16 protein-coding genes and 1 tRNA gene are annotated in these 19,229 nt (G+C 70.5%); 14 read left to right on the forward strand and 3 right to left on the reverse strand.

All coding sequences use genetic code 11. The features are described 5' to 3' along the window. Window positions 1-113 precede the first annotated feature (113 nt). The 9 genes from NHL51_RS02880 to rlmN all read left to right on the forward strand — a co-directional run bounded on the left by NHL51_RS02880 (window position 114) and on the right by rlmN (window position 9,934). A tRNA-Glu gene (locus NHL51_RS02880) sits at window positions 114-186 on the forward strand. Window positions 187-474: 288 nt separating this feature from the next. Next, window positions 475-1,536 (forward strand): 3-isopropylmalate dehydrogenase, encoded by a 1,062-nt coding sequence (locus tag NHL51_RS02885; protein ID WP_434141646.1) that lies wholly within the window; start codon window positions 475-477, stop codon window positions 1,534-1,536. Window positions 1,537-1,612: 76 nt separating this feature from the next. Next, entirely contained in the window at window positions 1,613-2,701 is a 1,089-nt protein-coding gene (locus NHL51_RS02890; protein ID WP_434141647.1) for a branched-chain amino acid aminotransferase, read from the forward strand. Window positions 2,702-2,705: 4 nt separating this feature from the next. After that, on the forward strand, window positions 2,706-3,494 hold the full coding sequence (locus NHL51_RS02895) for a fumarylacetoacetate hydrolase family protein (protein WP_434141648.1): 789 nt from the start codon (window positions 2,706-2,708) through the stop codon (window positions 3,492-3,494). Window positions 3,495-3,571: 77 nt separating this feature from the next. Continuing rightward, complete coding sequence (locus NHL51_RS02900; RefSeq protein ID WP_434141649.1) at window positions 3,572-4,672, forward strand: carboxylate-amine ligase; 1,101 nt, start codon at window positions 3,572-3,574, stop codon at window positions 4,670-4,672. A 114-nt stretch (window positions 4,673-4,786) separates the two neighbouring features. Beyond that, a complete protein-coding gene (locus NHL51_RS02905; protein WP_434141650.1) occupies window positions 4,787-6,148 on the forward strand; it encodes a hypothetical protein in 1,362 nt (453 codons plus the stop codon). A 238-nt stretch (window positions 6,149-6,386) separates the two neighbouring features. Beyond that, on the forward strand, window positions 6,387-7,910 hold the full coding sequence (exaC, locus tag NHL51_RS02910) for an acetaldehyde dehydrogenase ExaC (RefSeq protein ID WP_434141651.1): 1,524 nt from the start codon (window positions 6,387-6,389) through the stop codon (window positions 7,908-7,910). A gap of 124 nt (window positions 7,911-8,034) precedes the next feature. After that, on the forward strand, window positions 8,035-8,520 hold the full coding sequence (locus tag NHL51_RS02915) for a DUF779 domain-containing protein (RefSeq protein ID WP_434141652.1): 486 nt from the start codon (window positions 8,035-8,037) through the stop codon (window positions 8,518-8,520). A 109-nt stretch (window positions 8,521-8,629) separates the two neighbouring features. Beyond that, window positions 8,630-9,934 (forward strand): 23S rRNA (adenine(2503)-C(2))-methyltransferase RlmN, encoded by a 1,305-nt coding sequence (gene rlmN, locus NHL51_RS02920; protein WP_434141653.1) that lies wholly within the window; start codon window positions 8,630-8,632, stop codon window positions 9,932-9,934. A gap of 72 nt (window positions 9,935-10,006) precedes the next feature. Here the strand turns inward: rlmN and NHL51_RS02925 are convergent, their stop codons facing one another. Next, complete coding sequence (locus NHL51_RS02925) at window positions 10,007-10,885, reverse strand: hypothetical protein (RefSeq protein ID WP_434141654.1); 879 nt, start codon at window positions 10,883-10,885, stop codon at window positions 10,007-10,009. A gap of 65 nt (window positions 10,886-10,950) precedes the next feature. Further along, entirely contained in the window at window positions 10,951-12,003 is a 1,053-nt protein-coding gene (locus NHL51_RS02930; RefSeq protein WP_434141655.1) for an aminotransferase class V-fold PLP-dependent enzyme, read from the reverse strand. Window positions 12,004-12,096: 93 nt separating this feature from the next. Here NHL51_RS02930 and NHL51_RS02935 point away from each other — a divergent pair, with 93 nt between their 5' ends. From NHL51_RS02935 to NHL51_RS02955, 5 genes are read left to right on the forward strand one after another with little or no spacing between them, the layout of a single operon-like run. Next, window positions 12,097-13,047: a LysR family transcriptional regulator gene (locus tag NHL51_RS02935; protein WP_434141656.1), complete on the forward strand. Its 951-nt coding sequence runs from the start codon at window positions 12,097-12,099 to the stop codon at window positions 13,045-13,047. Continuing rightward, complete coding sequence (locus NHL51_RS02940) at window positions 13,044-14,357, forward strand: MFS transporter (protein WP_434141657.1); 1,314 nt, start codon at window positions 13,044-13,046, stop codon at window positions 14,355-14,357. The genes NHL51_RS02935 and NHL51_RS02940 overlap by 4 nt, the downstream gene beginning before the upstream one ends. An 11-nt stretch (window positions 14,358-14,368) precedes the next feature. Continuing rightward, window positions 14,369-15,898 carry a glutamate--tRNA ligase gene (gene gltX, locus NHL51_RS02945; protein WP_434141658.1) on the forward strand — a complete coding sequence of 510 codons (1,530 nt, stop codon included), beginning with the start codon at window positions 14,369-14,371 and terminating at the stop codon, window positions 15,896-15,898. A 21-nt stretch (window positions 15,899-15,919) separates the two neighbouring features. Continuing rightward, window positions 15,920-16,912 carry an NAD(P)/FAD-dependent oxidoreductase gene (locus NHL51_RS02950; RefSeq protein WP_434141659.1) on the forward strand — a complete coding sequence of 331 codons (993 nt, stop codon included), beginning with the start codon at window positions 15,920-15,922 and terminating at the stop codon, window positions 16,910-16,912. A 16-nt stretch (window positions 16,913-16,928) separates the two neighbouring features. Then, window positions 16,929-17,669, forward strand: coding sequence for a queuosine precursor transporter (locus NHL51_RS02955; RefSeq protein WP_434141660.1), 741 nt, complete (start codon window positions 16,929-16,931; stop codon window positions 17,667-17,669). 39 nt (window positions 17,670-17,708) lie between these two features. Here NHL51_RS02955 and tgt read toward each other — a convergent pair whose 3' ends face one another. Continuing rightward, the gene (gene tgt / locus NHL51_RS02960) at window positions 17,709-19,058 is read right to left on the reverse strand and encodes a tRNA guanosine(34) transglycosylase Tgt (RefSeq protein WP_434141661.1); all 1,350 of its coding nucleotides are present in this window, start codon (window positions 19,056-19,058) and stop codon (window positions 17,709-17,711) included. Window positions 19,059-19,229 lie beyond the last annotated feature (171 nt).

A 19,229-nucleotide genomic window follows, 5' to 3' on the forward strand; every position in this document is an offset into this window, starting at 1 on the left:
ATGCGGAACACTCCCGGGGTGCGCAGCCCGATTTTGCAGGATTCGCGGGGGTGTGCCAAGATATATGAGTTGCCAGCGCGGCAGAGAGATCTGAAGCGCAAAACAACAGCTCCGGCCCCATCGTATAGCGGCCTAGTACTCCGCCCTCTCACGGCGGCAACACGGGTTCGAATCCCGTTGGGGTCACCGGAACGAAAGCCTCACCTTCGGGTGGGGCTTTCGGCGTTTTCGGGCGGGGGCGGGATTCGAACCCGTGCCACGGGTTGCGGGCCGGTGGGCCCGCCGCGGTGCGCGCCGAAACGCTGTTCGCGTTTCGTTGCGTGCGCATCGCGCCCGTTGGGGTCACCGGAACGAAAGCCTCACCTTCGGGTGGGGCTTTCGGCGTTCCCGGGGCATGCACGGCGCTAAGCTGGAGGGGTTGCGCCCGGGATATCCGGGGCCGTTGCCAGCAGAACACCGAAGAAGGAGCGTTCAATGACCCGCACCATCAAGCTCGCCGTGATCCCGGGCGACGGTATCGGCGTCGAGGTGACCGAGCAGGCGAACCGCGTGCTCGACGCGGTGCTCGCGGGCGGCGATGTCGTGCTCGACCGTACCGAGTTCAAGCTGGGCGCCGAGCGCTTCCTCGCCACCGGCGACACGCTGCCCGCAGCAGAGCAGGCCGCCATCGCCGAGCACGAGGCCATCCTCTTCGGCGCGGTCGGCGGAGTGCCCGGCGATCCTCGCCTCAAGAACGCGAACATCGAGCGCGGTCTGCTGCTCAAGCTGCGCTTCGACTTCGAGCACTACGCGAACGTGCGCCCCTGCGCCCTCTTCCCCGGCGTCGAGTCGACGCTGAAGCACCCGGGCGAGGTCGACTTCGTCGTCGTGCGCGAGGGCACCGAGGGCCCGTATGCGGGCAATGGCGGCCGTCTGCGCGCCGGCACCCCGAACGAGGTTTCGACCGAGGTCTCGGTGAACACCGCCTTCGGCATCGAGCGCATCGTGCGCCACGCCTTCTCGATCGCCGAGCAGCGCGACCGCAAGAAGCTCACCTGGGTGCACAAGACCAACGTGCTCGTGCACTCGGGCGCGACCTGGCAGCGCATCGTCGAGACCGTCGCGGCCGAGCACCCCGGCATCGCGGTCGACTACATGCACGTCGACGCCGCCACGATCCACATGGTGCAGAACCCCGCCCAGTTCGATGTGATCGTCACCGACAACCTCTTCGGCGACATCCTCACCGACCTCGCCGGCGCCATCGGCGGCGGCATCGGCCTCGCGGCCTCGGGCAGCATCAACCCCGATCGCACCTTCCCGAGCATGTTCGAACCGGTGCACGGCTCGGCGCCCGACATCGCCGGGCAGCAGAAGGCAGACCCGACGGCCGCCATCCTCTCGGCCGCCCTCATGTTCGACCACCTCGGCCTGCAGGCCGAGGGCGACCGCGTACGCGACGCCGTGCGTGCCGACCTCGCCGCCCGCGGCACTGCGGCGCGTTCCACTCCCGAAGTGGGCGACGCGATCATCGCCGCCATCGCGCCGCGCGCCTGACCGGCGCGCCGCACACGCCACGCGCGCCCTTCGCGCACCGCCCCGAGCGCAGCTGCATCGACGAAAGAACACCGCTATGACCCCCACCTTCACCGTCACCGAGGCCGACCGCCTGCCCGCCGCGGAGCGCGAGGCGCAGCTCGAGAACCCGGGCTTCGGCAACCACTTCACCGACCACATGGTCTCGATCAGCTGGACACGGGAGGCCGGCTGGCACGACGCCCAGGTCGTCCCGTACGGGCCGATCCAGATGGACCCGGCCTCGTCGGTGCTGCACTACGGGCAGGAGATCTTCGAGGGCCTCAAGGCGTACCGCCGCCCCGACGGCTCGATCGTCACCTTCCGCCCCGAAGAGAATGCGCGCCGCCTGAACGCGAGCGCCGTGCGTCTCGCGCTGCCCGAGCTGCCCGTCGAGGTCTTCGTCGAGGCGGTGCACCGTCTCGTCAGCGCCGATGCCGACTGGGTGCCGAGCGGCGCCGACCAGAGCCTCTACCTGCGCCCGTTCATGATCGCCGACGAGAGCTTCCTCGGTGTGCGCGCGGCCCATCGCGCCCGCTTCATGATCATCGCGAGCCCCGCCGGTGCCTACTTCAGCGGCGGTGTGAAGCCCGTCTCGATCTGGCTCTCCGACCACCTCGCCCGCGCCGGCCACGGCGGCACCGGAGCTGCGAAGTGCGGCGGCAACTACGCCTCGTCGCTGCTGCCGACGAACATCGCGGCCGAGAACGGCTGCGCCCAGGTGCTGTTCACCGACTCGCAGACCGACGACACGATCGACGAGCTCGGCGGCATGAACCTCTTCATCGTGCGCTCGGACGGCACGCTGCTCACGCCGCAGCTCAACGGCAACATCCTCGACGGCATCACTCGCAAGAGCCTCATCGCTCTCGCCCAGGATCGGGGCCACGCGGTCGAAGAGCGCGCCGTCACCGTCTCGGAGTGGCGCGACGGCGTGCAGAACGGCACCATCACCGAGGCCTTCGCCTGCGGCACCGCGGCGGTCATCACTCCGATCGGGCAGCTGAAGGGCGAGGCGGGCACGATCGTCGATCTCGGCGAGACGCCGGGAGAGCTCACTATGTCGCTGCGCGAGGAGCTCGTCGGCATCCAGACCGGCCAGCGCGAGGATCGCCACGGCTGGCTCGACGTGATCGTGGAGGCATAGTCCGATGAAGGTCGCACGGTTCCAGGTCGACGGCGAGATCTCGTACGGCGTGCTCGACGCCGCCGAGCAGGGCGAGGGCATCGAGGTGGTCGAGCTCTCCGGCGACCCGATGGTCGCCGGATACGACACCACGGGCCGCCGCTTCGCGCTCGAGGGCGTGCGGCTGCTCGCGCCCGTGATCCCGCGGTCGAAGGTCATCGGCGTCGGCAAGAACTACGCCGATCACGTCGCCGAGATGCGCAGCGAGACCGGCGGCGACGTGCCCGCCGAGCCGCTGCTCTTCCTCAAGCCGAACACCGCGGTGATCGGTCCGAACGAGTCGATCGTGCTGCCGCAGATCTCGGATCGCGTGGAGTACGAAGGCGAACTCGCCCTCGTCATCGGCGCGGTCGCGAAGAACGTCTCGGAAGCGGACGCGCTGAAGGTCGTCTTCGGCTTCACCTGCGGCAACGACGTCACGGCCCGCGACCTGCAGATCTCGGACGGCCAGTGGGCCCGCGCGAAGGGCTTCGACACCTTCTGCCCGCTCGGCCCCGTCATCGAGACCGACCCCGACCTCGGCGCACTGCGCGTGATGACGCGCGTGAACGGCGAGCTGCGGCAGGACGGCAGCACGGCCGACATGATCCACTCGATCTCTCGCATCATCGCGCACGCCTCGGAAATGTGCACCCTGCTGCCGGGCGACGTCATCCTCACCGGAACGCCCGCGGGCGTCGGGCGCCTCGCCGCCGGCGACACCGTCGAGGTCGAGATCCCGGGCATCGGCATCCTGCGCAACACGGTCTCGTAGCGTCGTCATGCGCTGCCGCGCCCCGATAGTCTAGGCTCGTCGGGCACGAGCAACCGCCGGCGAAGGGCAGGTCGACTATGACCCGAAACCGAACGGACGCACCGCATTTCGGCGTGGAAGAGGAGTTTCTGCTGCTCGACGCCGCAACGGGCATGCCGAGCGATGGCGCCGACGACATGGTCGCGGCTCTGTCGGGGCTCCGCGCCGAGTACGAGTTCTTCCACAGCCAGCTCGAGACGGCGACGCCCGTCTGCGACACCGCCGACGAAGCCTTCGCATCGCTCGGCGAGTTCCGCGCCGCCGCATCGCGCGCCGCCTCGCAGCACGATCTCGTGCTCGCGGGCACCGGGTCGCCGCCGATCGGCGGCGAGATCCCCGGCCGCGTCACCGCGAACCCGCGGTACCACGACATCCACGCGACCATGCGCGGCATGGTGCACCGCTACTACTCGACCGGCACCCATGTGCACGTCGAGGTGCCGTCGCGTGACGCCGGGGTCGACGTCATGAACCGCATCGCGCAATGGTCGCCGGTGCTCGTCGCCCTGACCGCGAACTCGCCGCTCTGGTACGGCGAGGATTCGGGATATGCGAGCTGGCGCTATCTGCAGCTGCAGCAGTGGCCGAGCTCGGGCTACCCGCCGGCGTTCGATGACGCCGCTGCCTACGAGCAGGTCGTCGACGGCCTCGTGCGCGAGGGCGCGCTCATGGACAAGGCGCTCGTGAACTGGTCGATCCGGCTCTCCGAGAAGTTTCCGACGGTCGAGCTGCGCACCGCCGACGCCCAGCTCGAAAGCGGCGACGCGGTCGTATTCGGGCTGCTGCTGCGCGCGCTGGTGCATCGGGCGCTCGAGGAGCGCGGGGCGGGCGCCGCGCCGGTCGTCGTGCAGCGCGATCTGCTGCGCGGCGCGCACTGGGTGGCGGCGCGCAACGGCCTGCGCTCCGAGCTCGTCGACCCCGCGGCGAGCGAGCCGCGCCCCGCCTTCGATGTGGTCGACGCATTCGTCGACTACCTTCGGCCGTCGCTCGAGGCGACCGGAGACCTCGCGCACGTCGAGGCGTTCATGGCGAAGCGCCGCGCCGACGGGGGCGCCGCCGCGCTGCAGTTGCGCGCCTGGGAATCGGGCGGCATCGAGGCGCTGCTCGAGCTCTACCGCCGCGGGTCGCAGGCCGCCTGACGCTGCGCCCCGCTCTGCCAGCGACGTGCGGTAGCATCCCAGGCACGGCGGCCCGCAGGCGGGCCGCGACGAGCCCGGAGCGCTGCAGCGCCGGGCGGGCGCGAAGGAGGGCCGGTGGCGAGCCAGTGGCGTGCGCTGCGCAGCGGCGAATCGGCGCAGGAGCGCCGCCTGCAGCTGGCCCGCGCCCACGACCGATTCACCGGCGACGGAGCGCTCGTCGACGACCCCGAACAGCTCGGCGCCTTCGCGGCGCAGGCCGGCATCAGGCCGGCGGTGCTCCGCTCATGGGTGCGCTCCCAGATGCTCGCGATCGACCCCGGCACGGCGATCGAGCAGCCGGCGCTCGGCGCCGACGAGCTCGCCGAGCTGCGTCGCACCCACCCCATCGCCCGGGTGCTGCCCGTCGTCGAACGGCTGCTCTTCGAGGCCGCGGGCGACGCCGGGCTCATCGTCGCGGTCGGCGATGCGGCCGGTCGCCTGCTCTGGCTCGACGGCGAAGCGCGCGTGCGCTCGGCCGCCGAGGAGATGGGGTTCCGCGTCGGCATGGACTGGTCGGAGTCGGCCGTCGGCACGAGCGCTCCCGGCAGCGCCCTCGCGCTCGACCACGCGATCCAGGTGCTCGGCGCCGAGCACTACAACCGGGCCGTGCACCAGTGGAGCTGCACAGCGGCCCCCGTGCACGACCCGCTGAGCGGGGCGATCATCGGCGTCATCGACGTCACCGGGGGAGACGCGGCGGCGTCGCCCCACATCCTGCCCCTCGTCGAGGCGACGCTCGCGGCGGTCGAGGCCGAGCTCAAGCTCGAGACGCTCAGATCGCTCATCGATCGGGAGCGCCGGCCCGCGAGCACGGCCGCCCGCCCCCGACCTGCGGGCGCGACGGCCCCGGTGCGGCCGGCTCCGCGGCTCATCGTGCTCGGCCGCGACCCCGCGCTCCTCGAGGGCGACGGGGGATCGCTGCCCCTCACCGGGCGCCACGCCGAGATTCTGCTCGCGCTCGCGAACCACGCCGGCCTCGGTGCCGCCGCCCTCGCCGAGGAGGTGTACGGCGACGCCGAGTCGGTGCGCACGCTGCGCGCCGAAGTGGTGCGGCTGCGCAAGGCGCTCGCGCAGGGTGAGGCGGGCATCGACCTGCTCTCGCGCCCCTACCGCCTCGACCGCCCGCTGCGCGTCGACGCCGTGGAGAGCCTCGAAGCGATCGCCCGCGGTGCGCACCGTCTCGCCCTCGCCGCCTACGAGGGGCCGGTGATGCCGCAGTCGACCGCTCCCGTCGCCGAACGGCTGCGCGACGAGGTCGACGCGACGCTGCGCGAGGCGATGCTGCAATCGGCGGGGCCCGACGCGCTGTTCGACTACGCCCAGAACTGGGGCGGCGACGACGCCCAGGTATGGCAGACGCTGCTGCAGGTGCTGCCGCCGCTCTCGCCCAAACGGGCGCGCGTCGTCGCCCATCTCGACGCGCTGCGGGAGACATGAGGCCGAGACCCTGCACCGCGAATCGGGCGGCCTCGCGCCGTGCGATCCCGAGCCCAGCGGCCCCGAGCCCTGCGGCCCCGAGCCCTGCGGCCCCGAGCCCTGCGGCCCCGCCACCCGATGCAACCTTGATGCAACCTCCGTTCGCCTAGCCTCTGAGGCACCGGGGCGAGACACCCTCGACGTGCACCTCGTCGGCGCACGGCCCCGGACCGGACAACGATGTCAAAGGAGACCCATCATGGTCGTATACGCAGCCCCGGGCCAGCCCGACTCGCTCATCACGTTCAAGAGCCGCTACGAGCACTACATCGGGGGTGAATGGGTCGCCCCCGTGAAAGGCCGGTACTTCGAGAACATCACACCGGTCACCGGCAAGGCGTTCTGCGAGATCGCCCGCGGCACCGCCGAAGACATCGAGGCCGCCCTCGACGCCGCCCACGCCGCGGCCCCCGCCTGGAACGCGACGAGCCCGGCCGAACGCGCCGTCATCCTGAACCGGATCGCCGACCGCATCGAACAGCATCTCGAGATGCTCGCCGTCGCAGAGACCTGGGACAACGGCAAGGCCGTGCGCGAGACCCTGAACGCCGACCTGCCGCTCGCGGTCGACCACTTCCGCTACTTCGCGGGCGCGATCCGTGCACAGGAGGGCGGCATCTCGCAGATCGACGAAGACCTCGTCGCCTACCACTTCCATGAACCGCTCGGCGTGGTCGGGCAGATCATCCCCTGGAACTTCCCGATCCTCATGGCCACCTGGAAGCTGGCGCCCGCGCTCGCCGCAGGCAACTGCGTCGTCATCAAGCCGGCCGAGCAGACCCCGGCCTCGATCCTCGTGCTCTTCGAACTCATCGGCGACCTGCTGCCCGCGGGCGTCGTGAACATCGTCAACGGCTTCGGCGCCGAAGCGGGCAAGCCCCTCGCCTCCAACAAGCGCATCCGCAAGATCGCGTTCACGGGCGAGACGACGACCGGCCGGCTCATCATGCAGTACGCCTCCGAGAACATCATCCCGGTGACGCTCGAACTCGGCGGTAAGAGCCCGAACCTGTTCTTCGACGATGTCATGGCGCAGGACGACGCCTACTGGGACAAGGCGCAGGAGGGATTCACCATGTTCGCCCTCAATCAGGGCGAGGTGTGCACCTGCCCGTCGCGCGCCCTGATCCAGGAGAGCATCGCCGACGACTTCCTCGACGCCGTCGTCGCACGTACTGAGAAGATCACCCGCGGCAACCCGCTCGACACCGACACCATGGTCGGCGCGCAGGCCTCGAACGACCAGTTCGAGAAGATCAGGTCGTACCTCGATATCGGTCGGCAGGAGGGCGCGCAGGTGCTCACGGGAGGCGAGGTCGCCGACCTCGGCGGGGAGTTCGCCGACGGCTACTACATCCAGCCGACCATCTTCCGCGGCGACAATTCGATGCGCATCTTCCAGGAGGAGATCTTCGGCCCCGTCGTCTCGGCGACGACGTTCACGGATTTCGATGACGCCCTGCGCATCGCCAACGACACCCTCTACGGCCTCGGCGCCGGCGTCTGGAGCCGCAACGGCAACACGGCGTACCGTGCGGGCCGCGCCATCCAGGCCGGCCGCGTCTGGGTGAACAACTACCACGCCTACCCGGCTCACGCCGCGTTCGGCGGATACAAGTCGAGCGGCATCGGCCGCGAGAACCACCTGATGATGCTCGACCACTACCAGCAGACGAAGAACCTGCTGGTCAGCTACAAGGAGGGCGCCGACGGGTTCTTCTAAACCGGAACCGCCGCTGCAGGGATCGCCGGGGACGGCGACCGGCGATCCCTGGAGGGGAGCCCCCGGGTGCCGGGCGTACCCTGGAGACAGAGCACGGGACGACTTCGACGGAGAGGTGAGCACGATGGGCGAGCAGACGATCGACCAGGAGCCGGGCGCGGTACCGGCCTGCGACATCACGGCGAGCGGGGTGTCGGTGCCGATCGCCGGCAGCGTCGACGCGCGGCCCGAAGTCGCGGGGGAGACCGAGAGCCGGCTCGCGTTCGCGCCTGCCGCGCTCGCCCTCATCGACGAGCTGTGGGAGATGCACGGCCCGCTCATGTTCCACCAGTCGGGCGGCTGCTGCGACGGCAGCGCGCCGATGTGCTACCAGGAGGGCGAGTTCAAGACGGGCGGACAGGATGTGAAGCTCGGCACGCTCGTGCTGCCCCCGCTCGCCTCGAACCCGGAGGGCGGGCCGCGCGAGATCGCCTTCTGGATGTCGCGCGAGCAGTTCGGCGTCTGGGCGCACACCCACCTGACCGTCGACGCGGTGCCCGGGCGCGGCTCCGGGTTCTCGCTCGAGGCGCCGGAGGGCAAGCGGTTCCTGATCCGCTCCCGCCTGCTCTGACGCCGCCCGGGCTCGTCGGCGGGCTCCGCGAAGCTCCCGATATCGGCCGCCCCCGGCGCGGGCGGCGCCTGCTGACGGTTCTCGGCCGCAGATGAGACAATGGACGGCGATGGATCCGAACAAGCTCAACCACGACACCGACCCCGATGCGCCGAAGTTCATCAAGACGCGGCCGCGCACGGGCGGTGCGTCGCGCCCGCAGATCAAGCCGAAGGCCGAGGGCTGGCAGCAGATCACGAACCCCGACGGGCGCCCGACGCTGCAGTTCGCGTCGCCGCGCGTCAAGCAGCCCGCCACCCACCTCGCCGACATGACGCTCGCCGAGCGCGAGGCGAAGATGGTCGAGCTGGGCCTGCCCAAGTTCCGCGCCAAGCAGATCTCGAAGCACTACTTCGAGCACCGCACCACCGACCCCGAGCAGATGACCGATCTGCCGAAGGGTCGCCGCGCCGAGATCGCCGAGGCCTTCTTCCCGCCGCTGCTCACCGAGGTGAAGCGACTCGTCACCGACGACGGCGACACCGTCAAGTTCTTGTGGCGCCTCTTCGACGGCGCGCTCGTCGAGTCGGTGCTCATGCGGTACCCCGGCCGCATCACCCTCTGCGTGTCGAGCCAGTGCGGCTGCGGCATGAACTGCCCGTTCTGCGCGACCGGCCAGGCGGGCCTCACCCGCAACATGTCGACCGCCGAGATTCTCGACCAGATCGTTCAAGCCAACCGCGTCATCGCCGAGGGCGGCCTCGGGCATCGGCGCGACGCGGGCAACGGCGCCGAGCCCGAGCGCGTGAACAACATCGTGTTCATGGGCATGGGCGAACCGCTCGCGAACTACAAGCGCGTCATGAACGCGGTGCATCGCATGATCGCCCCCGCGCCCGAAGGGCTCGGCATGTCGGCCCGCGGCATCACGGTGTCGACAGTGGGCCTCGCACCCGCTATCCGCAAGCTCGCCGACGAGAACATCCCGATCACCTTCGCCCTGTCGCTGCACGCCCCCGACGACGATCTGCGCGACGACCTCATCCCGGTGAACAGCCGGTGGAAGGTCGAGGAGGTGCTGGACGCCGCGTACCACTACTACGAGACGACCGGCCGCCGCGTTTCGATCGAGTACGCGCTCATCAAGGACATGAACGACCATGCCTGGCGCGCCGACCTGCTGGCCGACAAGCTCAACCAGCGCGGCCGCGGCTGGGTGCACGTGAACCCCATCCCGCTGAACCCGACGCCGGGTTCGATCTGGACGGCATCGACGCGCGACGTGACCCGCGAGTTCGTCGATCGGTTGAACGCCGCAGGCATCCCGACGACCCTGCGCGACACCCGCGGCAAGGAGATCGACGGCGCCTGCGGCCAGCTCGTCGCGACGGAGCAGGATAAGGCGGACGCGGCGCTTGCCGCCGCGTCGGTATAGGCACTGCGTGGAAGTCCGCGCGTTGCGGAGCGAGGCGCGGACGCGGCGCTCGCCGCCGCCGGCTGAAGTCGGTCAGTCGCGCGCGAGCGCGTCGAGGCGCCAGCCTTCGAGGCGCTCGACGCCCTCGGTGCGGCCGAGCTCCCGTCGCCGCGCCTCGGGGCGGGCGAGGTACCAGCGCAGGGCCGAGTAGAGCGCGTCGGTCGGCACCGTGTAACCGTCGGCGTTCAGCAGCTGCGCATGACCGGCGATGCCTGCCTCTGCCGAGACCGAGAGCCTGATCATCGGCACGGGGTGGCGCCGGCCCGGCATGAGCACGGGCTCCGCCGAGCGGATGTGCTCCCAGAAGATCTCGGCGTCCCTGCCCGGCACGCGGACGCTCACCGTGCGCTCGCCGAGCGCGACGCCGCTCGGGCGGGCGCCGAAGCGGCCGTTCCGCCATCTGCGCGCGAAGTTGAGGGTTGCGAGGAAGCCGCTCGCGGCGGTGAACGCGAGCACGATCAGGAGTGCGAAGAGGAACGCGCCGGTCGTCGTATTCGGGTTCATGCGCGGCATCGCGCCGACGAGCTGCAGCACACCGAGTACGAGTGCCGCGAGCATGGCGAGCGTGAAGAGCGCGTTGCAGATGAGCAGCGGCCAGGGGAGCGGCTTCGTCGGCGCGACGTGCACCCACGAGTCGACCGGCGCTCGCTCGGCGCGCGTCATCACGACCGCGTTGATGAAGCGGAACCGCCCGCGGGGTCGCTTGCCCATGAAGCCGATGCCGATGCCTCCGAGGCCGATGATGAGCCCGGTGAGCACCATTGCTCCGGTGACGAACAGGTCGCCCTCGCGGTAGTTCGCCCAGGCCGACCAGCCGCATGCGGCGAGCACGAAGACGCCTGCGAGCGGGCCGAGCCGCGTCGGGAAGTTCGACGCGCTGGGGTGGGGGTACCGTTCGAAACCGTCTGACATGCCGTCAGCCTAGTGCGCGGCCCGCCAGGGCAGCGGCGGGTCAGGGATCAGCGCCGAGCCGGGAGTCAGCGGCGCCCGAGCGCCTCCGCGAGTGCCGCGACATCGCCCGCATCGTTCCAGAGGTGGAAGGCGATGCGGGCGTTGCCGGCGCGGCCCGATGCGGCGATGCCCGCATCGCGCATCGCCGCGAGCGCGCTGCCGTCGGGGTCGGGCCAGGCCACGATCGCCGAATCGGTGGGCTGGAGGCCGAGCATCTCTCGGGCGGCGTTCGCGAGCCCGACGTCGTGGGTGTGCGCCTCGGCGATGTCCAGTTCGGCGAAGAAGCGCAGGGCGGTCTCGGTGCCGGGCACCGACGGGAATGCGGGGGAGACATCGAAGCGGCCCGCGCCCCGGGCCAGCGGCATGTGGTGCGAGTAGCACGAGCCCCACACCTCGTCGGCCGAGTACCAGCCCGCTGCGAGCGGAGTCAGCGCATCGTCGAGACCTTCGCGCACTGTGAGGAACGCGGTGCCGCGCGGCGCGCAGAGCCACTTGTAGGCGTGGCAGACGGTGAAGTCGAAGCCGGAGGCGTCGACGGGGAGCCAGCCCGTCGACTGGGTCGTGTCGGCGAAGGTACGCGCGCCCGCGGCGGCCGCGGCCCGTGAGATCGCGGCGTGGTCGGCGACCTCCCCGGTGGCCGATTGCACGAGCGAGAACGCCACGAGGGCGGTGCCGGGCCCGATCTCCGCGGCGAGCCGGGACACCGGTGCGTATCTCACGCGCACTCCGCGCCCGGCGAGCTGCACGAACGGGTGCACGAGCGAAGCGAAGTCGCCGTCGGCGCACAGCACTTCGGCGCCATCGGGCACCGACGTCGCGACGATCGAGGCGAACTGCGAGACCTGCGAGCCGACCGCGACCCGGTCGGGCGCGACGCCGGCGACCTCGGCGTAGAGCGCGCGGCAGCGCTCGATCGTCTCGCCGAGTGCGACGGCGTCGAGGCGGCCCGCGGCCCAGGTGTCGGTGAACGCCCGGCTCGCGGTGACGGTTTCGAGCGTCGGCAGCCCCGCGGTGCAGGCCGAGAGATATCCGCGCGTCGACGGGAAGTGCTGGCTGAACGGTGAGTGCGGGGCGGTCATGCCGTCAGACTAGTGAAGCCCGGGCCATAATCAAACAGAATCATTCTTATCTTTCACTTCATTTCTGGTTATGCTCGGCGTAGACTCATCCCCATGAACACCCAACGCGGCAGCGACCCCCTCGGCTCGATCGATTCGACAGAGCTGCGCATTCTGCACGCCCTCGCGACGACCGGGTCGCTCACCGCGGCCGCCGGCAGCCTCGGGCTGAGCCAGCCCGCGGTCAGCCAGCGCATCAAGCGCGTCGAGACCCGCCTCGCGGTGCCGCTCATCGAGCGCTTCGGCCGCGGCATCCGCCTCACCCCGGCCGGCCGCATCCTCGCAGACCACGGGCGCACCGTCGTCGCCGAGATCGACGCCGCGATCGCGGCGATCGACGACCTGCGCGGCGAGCGCGCCGGCACGCTGCGCCTCGTCGGGTTCCCGTCGGCCTCTGCGACCATCGTGCCCGCCGTGATGCGCATCCTCGCCGAAGAAGCGCCCGACGTCGCCCTGCAGTACCGCGAGGCGGAGCCGCCCGAGGCCGCGCAGCTGCTGCGCGACGGCGAAGTCGACTGCGCGCTCATCTTCGTCTACGAGGGCTCGACCGAACTGCCCGCGGGCAGCGCCTTCCAGCCGATGTGGACGGAGGAGGTGCGCCTCGTCGTCTCCGACGAGCGGGCTGCGGGGGCGCAGTCGCTCGACCTCGCCGACTTCGCCGCCGAGCACTGGATCGCCGGCTGCGAGAAGTGCCGCGGACATCTGCTTGATGCCGCGCACCACGCGGGCTTCGAGCCCGAGATCATCCAGGAGACCGACAACGTGCCCGCCATGCTCGCCATGGCGGCCGCGGGAGGCGCCGTCGCCCTCGTGCCGGGACTCGCGCTCTCTGCGGCGCGCACGCTTCCCGACGACGCCTGCGCCCTGCCGCTCGACCCGCCGCGCTACCGCACCATCGGCCTCGCTTCGATGGTCACGGCGAACGAGAGCCCGCAGGTACGGCTCGCGAAGCGACTGCTCGACCACGTCGACGTCTCGCGCTGGCGTCTGGAGAAGGCCGCGTGAGCGCCGCTGCGACGGCCGCGGCCGCCCCGCCGCGGTACGAGCGCGGCGGGGCGCTGCAGCGCCGCACGCTGTGGGTGCTGTCGATCGGCACGATCCTCGGCGGGCTCGGCGTCGGCGCCTCGCTCTCCGTCGGCGCCCTGCTCATCGCCGAGGTCAGCGGCAACGACGCGATCTCGGGCCTCGCCTCGTCGGTGTTCAACCTCGGCGCCGCGATCGCGGGCATTCCGCTCGCGCGCCTGGCGGCGAAGCGCGGTCGGCGCCGCGCCCTCGTGACGGGCAGCGCCGTCGCCATGGTCGGCGCGTTCGTCGCCGTCTTCGGCACCGTCATCGACCTGTGGTGGGTGCTCGCGGGCGGCATCGCGATGATCGGCGTCGCGAGCGCCGTGCAGCTGCTCGCGCGTTTCACCGCCACCGACCTCGCCCGACCGCGGCATCGCGCCCGCGATCTGTCGCTCGTCGTCTGGTCCATCACGATCGGCGCCGTCGCCGGCCCGCTGCTCATCGGCCCGGGCGAAACGGTGGGCCTGCTCATCGGCGTCACCCCGCTCGCGGGCGTATTCGTATTCACCTTCTTCGCGCAGGTGCTCGCCGCGCTCGTCAACCTCTTCGGGCTGCGCCCCGACCCGCTGCTCGTCGCGCGCACCCTGCCCGATGACGAGGAGGAGGTCGTACGGCCCGCTCCGGGCACCGCGCACCCGCACGAGCACCGGGTGCCCCTGCATTCGCGGCGCAACCGTGTGCTCACCATCATCATGATCGCGATGGCGCAGGCCATCATGGTCGGGCTCATGGCCATGACCCCGCTGCAGCTCATGCACCACGACGGGACGGCGGAGATCGTGGGCGTCACGCTCAGCATGCACATCGCCGGCATGTACGCGCTCTCGCCGGTCTTCGGCATGCTCGCCGGTCGCTTCGGCAACCTGACCGTCATCGTGCTCGGCTGGCTACTGCTGCTGCTCGCGATCATCACCGCATACTTCGCGGGCCCATCGCACCTGCTCGTGCAGATCGCCATGGTGCTCGTCGGCCTCGGCTGGGGGGCGGTGACGGTCGCCGGCGCGGCGCTGCTCACCGAGCTCACGCCGCTCGCCGAACGGCCGATCTGGCAGGGGCGCTCGGACACCACGATGAGCGCTGCGGGCGCGATTGCGGGAGCCCTCTCGGGTGTCGCTTTCGCGTTCGGCGACTTCTCGTTCCTCGCCCTCACGACGGGAGTGCTGCTCGCGATCGGTGCGACGGCATCGCTGCAGCTCGGGCTGCGCACGCGCATGCGCGGCGTCGTGCAGGACGCGGCCGGCACCGAGTAGACTGGAGTGCGATGTCCGACACCATTGCACCTCAGTTCTCGTCCGCCACCGGCAGTGATATCCGGGTACGGTTCTGCCCCTCGCCGACGGGTACGCCCCACGTCGGCATGGTGCGCACCGCGCTCTTCAACTGGGCGTACGCCCGGCACACCGGCGGCACCTTCGTCTTCCGTATCGAAGACACCGATGCCGCGCGCGATAGCGAGGAGAGCTACACCCAGATCATCGATTCGCTGCGCTGGCTCGGCCTCGATTGGGACGAGGGCATCGACGCGGGCGGCGAGCACGGCCCGTACCGCCAGTCCCAGCGCGGCGACATCTACCAGGACGCGATCGCGCGCCTGCGCGACGCCGGCTACCTCTACGAGAGCTTCTCGACGTCCGAGGAGATCGACGCGCGCAACGAAGCAGCCGGTCGCCCGAAGCAGCTCGGCTACGACAACTTCGACCGCGACCTCACCGATGAGCAGCGGGCCGCCTACCGCGCCGAGGGCCGCGAACCGGCGCTCCGCTTCCGCGTGCCCGACACCGACCTCTCGTTCACCGACCTCGTGCGCGGCGACATCACCTTCCCGGCGGGCTCCACGATCGACTTCGTCGTCGTGCGCCCGAACGGCAAGCCGCTCTACACGCTCGTGAACCCGGTCGACGACGCGCTCATGGGCATCACCCACGTGCTGCGCGGCGAAGACATCCTCTCGTCGACGCCCCGCCAGATCGCGCTGTACCACGCGCTCATCGAGGTCGGCATCGCGAAGGCCATCCCGCACTTCGGCCACCTGCCCTACGTCATGGGCGAGGGCAACAAGAAGCTGTCGAAGCGCGACCCGCAGGCGAACCTGCTGCACCACCGCGATCGCGGCTTCATCCCCGAGGGCCTGCTGAACTACCTCTCGCTGCTCGGCTGGTCGCTCGCGCCCGACCGCGACGTGTTCACGAGCGCGGAGATGACCGCCGCGTTCGACATCGCCGACGTGAACCCGAACCCGGCCCGCTTCGACCAGAAGAAGGCCGACTCGATCAACGCCGACCACATCCGCCTGCTGACCGAAGACGACTTCGGCCGGCGCATCCTGCCCTACCTCATCGCGGGCGGCGCCCTGCCGATCGAGCCGAGCGCCGAACAGCTCGCCACCGTGCGCGCCGCGGTGCCGCTCGTGCAGAGCCGCGTCGTCGTGCTCTCCGAGGTCGTCGGCATGCTCGGGTTCCTCTTCACGAGCACCGACGCGCTCGAGTACGAGGCCGACGCACTGAAGTCGCTGAAGGAGGACGCGCCCCAGGTGCTCGAGGCCGGCCTCGCAGCGCTCGAGGCGATCCCTGCAGACGGTTGGAACACCGAGGCGATTCAGACCGCGCTGCAGACCGCTCTCACCGACCCCGAGCAGGGTCTCGGGCTGAAGCCGCGCGTCGCCTTCGGCGCCCTGCGCGTCGCCGCATCGGGCCGACGCGTGTCGCCGCCCCTGTTCGAATCGTTCGAGCTGCTCGGCCGGGACGAGACCTTCGCGCGCCTGCAGAAGCTCCAGGCGCACCTCAGCGCCTAGTCGCGAGCGAGGTCTGGAGACGTGGACGCAGTGAACGCCGAGGCGCCGGTCGGAGTCGCCATCATCGGAGGCGGCCCCGCCGGGCTCTCCGCCGGGCTGCAACTCGTGCGGGCCCACCGGCGCATCGCGATCCTCGACAGCAACCGCCCGCGGCACTCCGCGACCCTCCGCTCGCACGGCTTCCTGACGCGCGACGGCGCATCCCCGCTCGAACTGCGACGCCTCGGCCGCGAGGAGTTCGAGGCATACCCGACCGCGATCTTCGCCCAGTCCATCGGCCGGGAAGTGATGCGCCTGACGGCGGACGAGGCGCTGGCCGCTGGTTTCCCCGACGGCATCGGCTTCCGCGTGCGCGGCACCGGCATCCGCGGCTCGGCCGACGTCGAGTTCACGGCCCGGCGCGTGCTCATCGCCGCCGGCCTCACCGAAGAGCTGCCGCCCTTCCCGATGATCCGCGCCTACTACGGCACCGCCCTGCACAGCTGCGTCGAATGCGACGGGTTCGAGAAGACGGACAAGCCGCTCGTACTCATCGGGGAGACCTCCGACCTGTTCGCGCGTGCGCTGCTCATCAGCCGCTTCAGCTCCGACCTGATCGTGTTCACGAACGGCGCCGACACGGTGCGCGCCGACCAGGAGGCGCAGCTGAACGCGATCGGCATTCGCGTCGAACGCCGCCCCATCGACGACATCGTCGGCGAGAAGGCCGAGATGACGGGTGTGCGGCTCACCGACGGCGAGGTCGTTCCCCGCGTCGGAGGCTTCGTGCGCCCGCGCTGGCACGCCCCCGTCGAGTACCTTGGCGACATCGATATCGCACGCGACGACTGGGGTCTCGTCGAGGTCGACGTCAACGGCGAGACCTCCGCGCGCGGCATCTACGCCGTCGGCGACGTCGTGCCGCCGGGCCCGCAGCAGCTCATCATCGCTGCGGGGAGCGGGGCTCGTGTCGCAGCACGGCTCAACATGGACATGATCAGAGGAGCGCTCGGAGTGGGCAGAGTCGATGAATAGGATCGAGGAGAATCGAGTGGACGTCTCACCGGACGCCGCAGGCGCGCGGCAGTACCTGACGCCGGGAGCGCAGGCGGCAGGGCGCGGATCGCGCTACGCGATGGTGTCGGCCGTATTCGTCGGCATCCTGCTGATCTCGAACGTCGTCGCGGTGAAGCCGATCGCGTTCGGCGCCGTCGCCATCGGCGGTTTCGAACTGCCGCTCGTGTTCGACGGAGGAGTCTTCCTCTTCCCGATCGCGTACATCCTCGGCGATGTGCTCGCGGAGGTATACGGGCTGCGCGCATCGCGCCGTGCGATCTTCGCGGCGTTCGCGCTGGCGCTCGTCGCCTCGCTCACCATCCTCATCGTGCAGATCTCGCCGCCCGCCGACGGGTGGGAGAACCAGGAGGCCTTCGCGGCCGTGCTCGGCTTCGTGCCCCGCATCGTGGCGGCGAGCCTGACCGGCTTCCTCGCCGGCCAGCTGCTCAACGCCTGGGTCATGGACCTCATGCACCGCCGCACGGCCGGACGCCTGCTGCGCACCCGGCTCATCGTGTCGACGCTCGTCGGCGAGCTCGCCGACACGCTGCTGTTCTGCACGATCGCCTTCGCCGGCATCATCACCGGCATCGACTTCGTCATGTACGTGGTGCTCGGCTACGTCGTCAAGGTGCTCGCCGAGGTCGTGCTGCTGCCCGTGACGACACGGGTCATCCGGACGGTGCGGCGTGCGGAGGAGCGGGCGGCCGCCGCGGAGCCCCGACCCGAGGCGTAGCCCGGCTCGGGCCGCCGGGCGGCTCCACGGCTCACTCGGTCAGCGGGAGACCCGCACGCCCGCCCTCGCCGCGCGGGCGGCCTCGGGGCCGTAGAGCCGGCCGAGCGTCTCGTCGCGCATCTCGGCGAAGTCGCCGTCGATGATCGCCTGGCGGATCCGGTCGACGAGGCGCACGATGTAGCGCTCGTTGTGGATGGTGGCGAGCGTCGACGCGAGCATCTCCTTCGCCTTGAAGAGGTGATGCAGGTAGGCAGCCGTGTAGTTCTCGCACGTGTAGCAGTCGCACTCTGGGTCGAGCGCCTCGAAACGGCGGCGCTGGCCCGCCGCCTTCGCGTTGATGCGGCCCGAACTCGAATACATGGTGCCGCCGCGGGCCTGGCGCGAAGGCGCGACGCAGTCGAAGGTGTCGGCGCCTGCCGCGATCCCTGCGAACAGGTCATCGGGCTCCGAGATGCCGAGCAGGTGGCGCGGCCGATCCTCGGGCAGTTCGTCGGTCATCCACGCGCAGATGGTGCCGAGCTCGGTCTTCTCCAGCGCACCGCCGAGCCCGAATCCGTCGAAGACCTGCGACTCGGTCTCGGCGCCGGTCATCTCGGCGAGCCCGCGGGCCGCCTTCCGGCGCAGATCCTCGTACTGCGCACCCTGCACGACGCCGAAGAGCGCCTGGTAGGGGCGGTGCGAGCGCTCGGCAGTCTGACGTGCGTGCTCATCGAGGCACCGCACAGCCCACCGCGCGGTGCGGTCGACCGAATCCTCCTGGTAGGCGCGAGTGTTCATGAGCGTCGTGCACTCGTCGAACGCGAAGATGATGTCGGCGCCCAGCTGATGCTGGATGCGCATGGAGATCTCCGGGGTGAAGCGGTGGCGGTCGCCGTTGATGAACGACTTGAACGTGACGCCGTCTTCGTCGACGTGCGCGAGCCGCTCCTTGTTCTTCGCGATGACCTCGTCGCTGCGATGCGCGTTCTCATCCATCGAGATGACCTTCTTGAAGCCGACCCCGAGCGACATCACCTGGAATCCGCCCGAATCGGTGAACGTCGGACCGTGCCAGTTCATGAACTTGCCGAACCCGCCGGCCTCATCGACGATGTCGCTGCCCGGCTGCAGGAACAAGTGGTACGCGTTCGCGAGCACCGCCTGACCGCCGAGCTCCTCGACCGTCGCCGGCAGCAGGGCCTTGACGGTCGCCTTCGTGCCGACCGGGATGAAGGCAGGCGTCTGGATATCGCCGTGCGGGGTGCGGATCGTCCCCGCACGCCCGAGCGGGCGATCGCCGGTGCCGGATGCGCCGCCCGATTCGAGCCGGTGTTCGACCTCGAAACCGAAATCGGTGGGGGAGGGGGCAAGCGCTGGAGCGGCCGATGAAGAGGCAACTGTTTCGTTCACCCGTCCATCTAAGCATCGCTGCAATGACGGCCGGCCGGGAGCACCGCAGTTGCCGCATGGCCGCGAGCCGGCGCGAGCTCCCTCGGCCACCGGTCTCCGCCCCGCAACGGGGTGCGACACGCCTGCTTGTCGCACTGGGGGCGAAGGCCATTTCTGGCCTTCGCGTGCGGG

Source organism: Leucobacter sp. gxy201, from assembly GCF_051043335.1.
GTDB lineage: Bacteria > Actinomycetota > Actinomycetes > Actinomycetales > Microbacteriaceae > Leucobacter.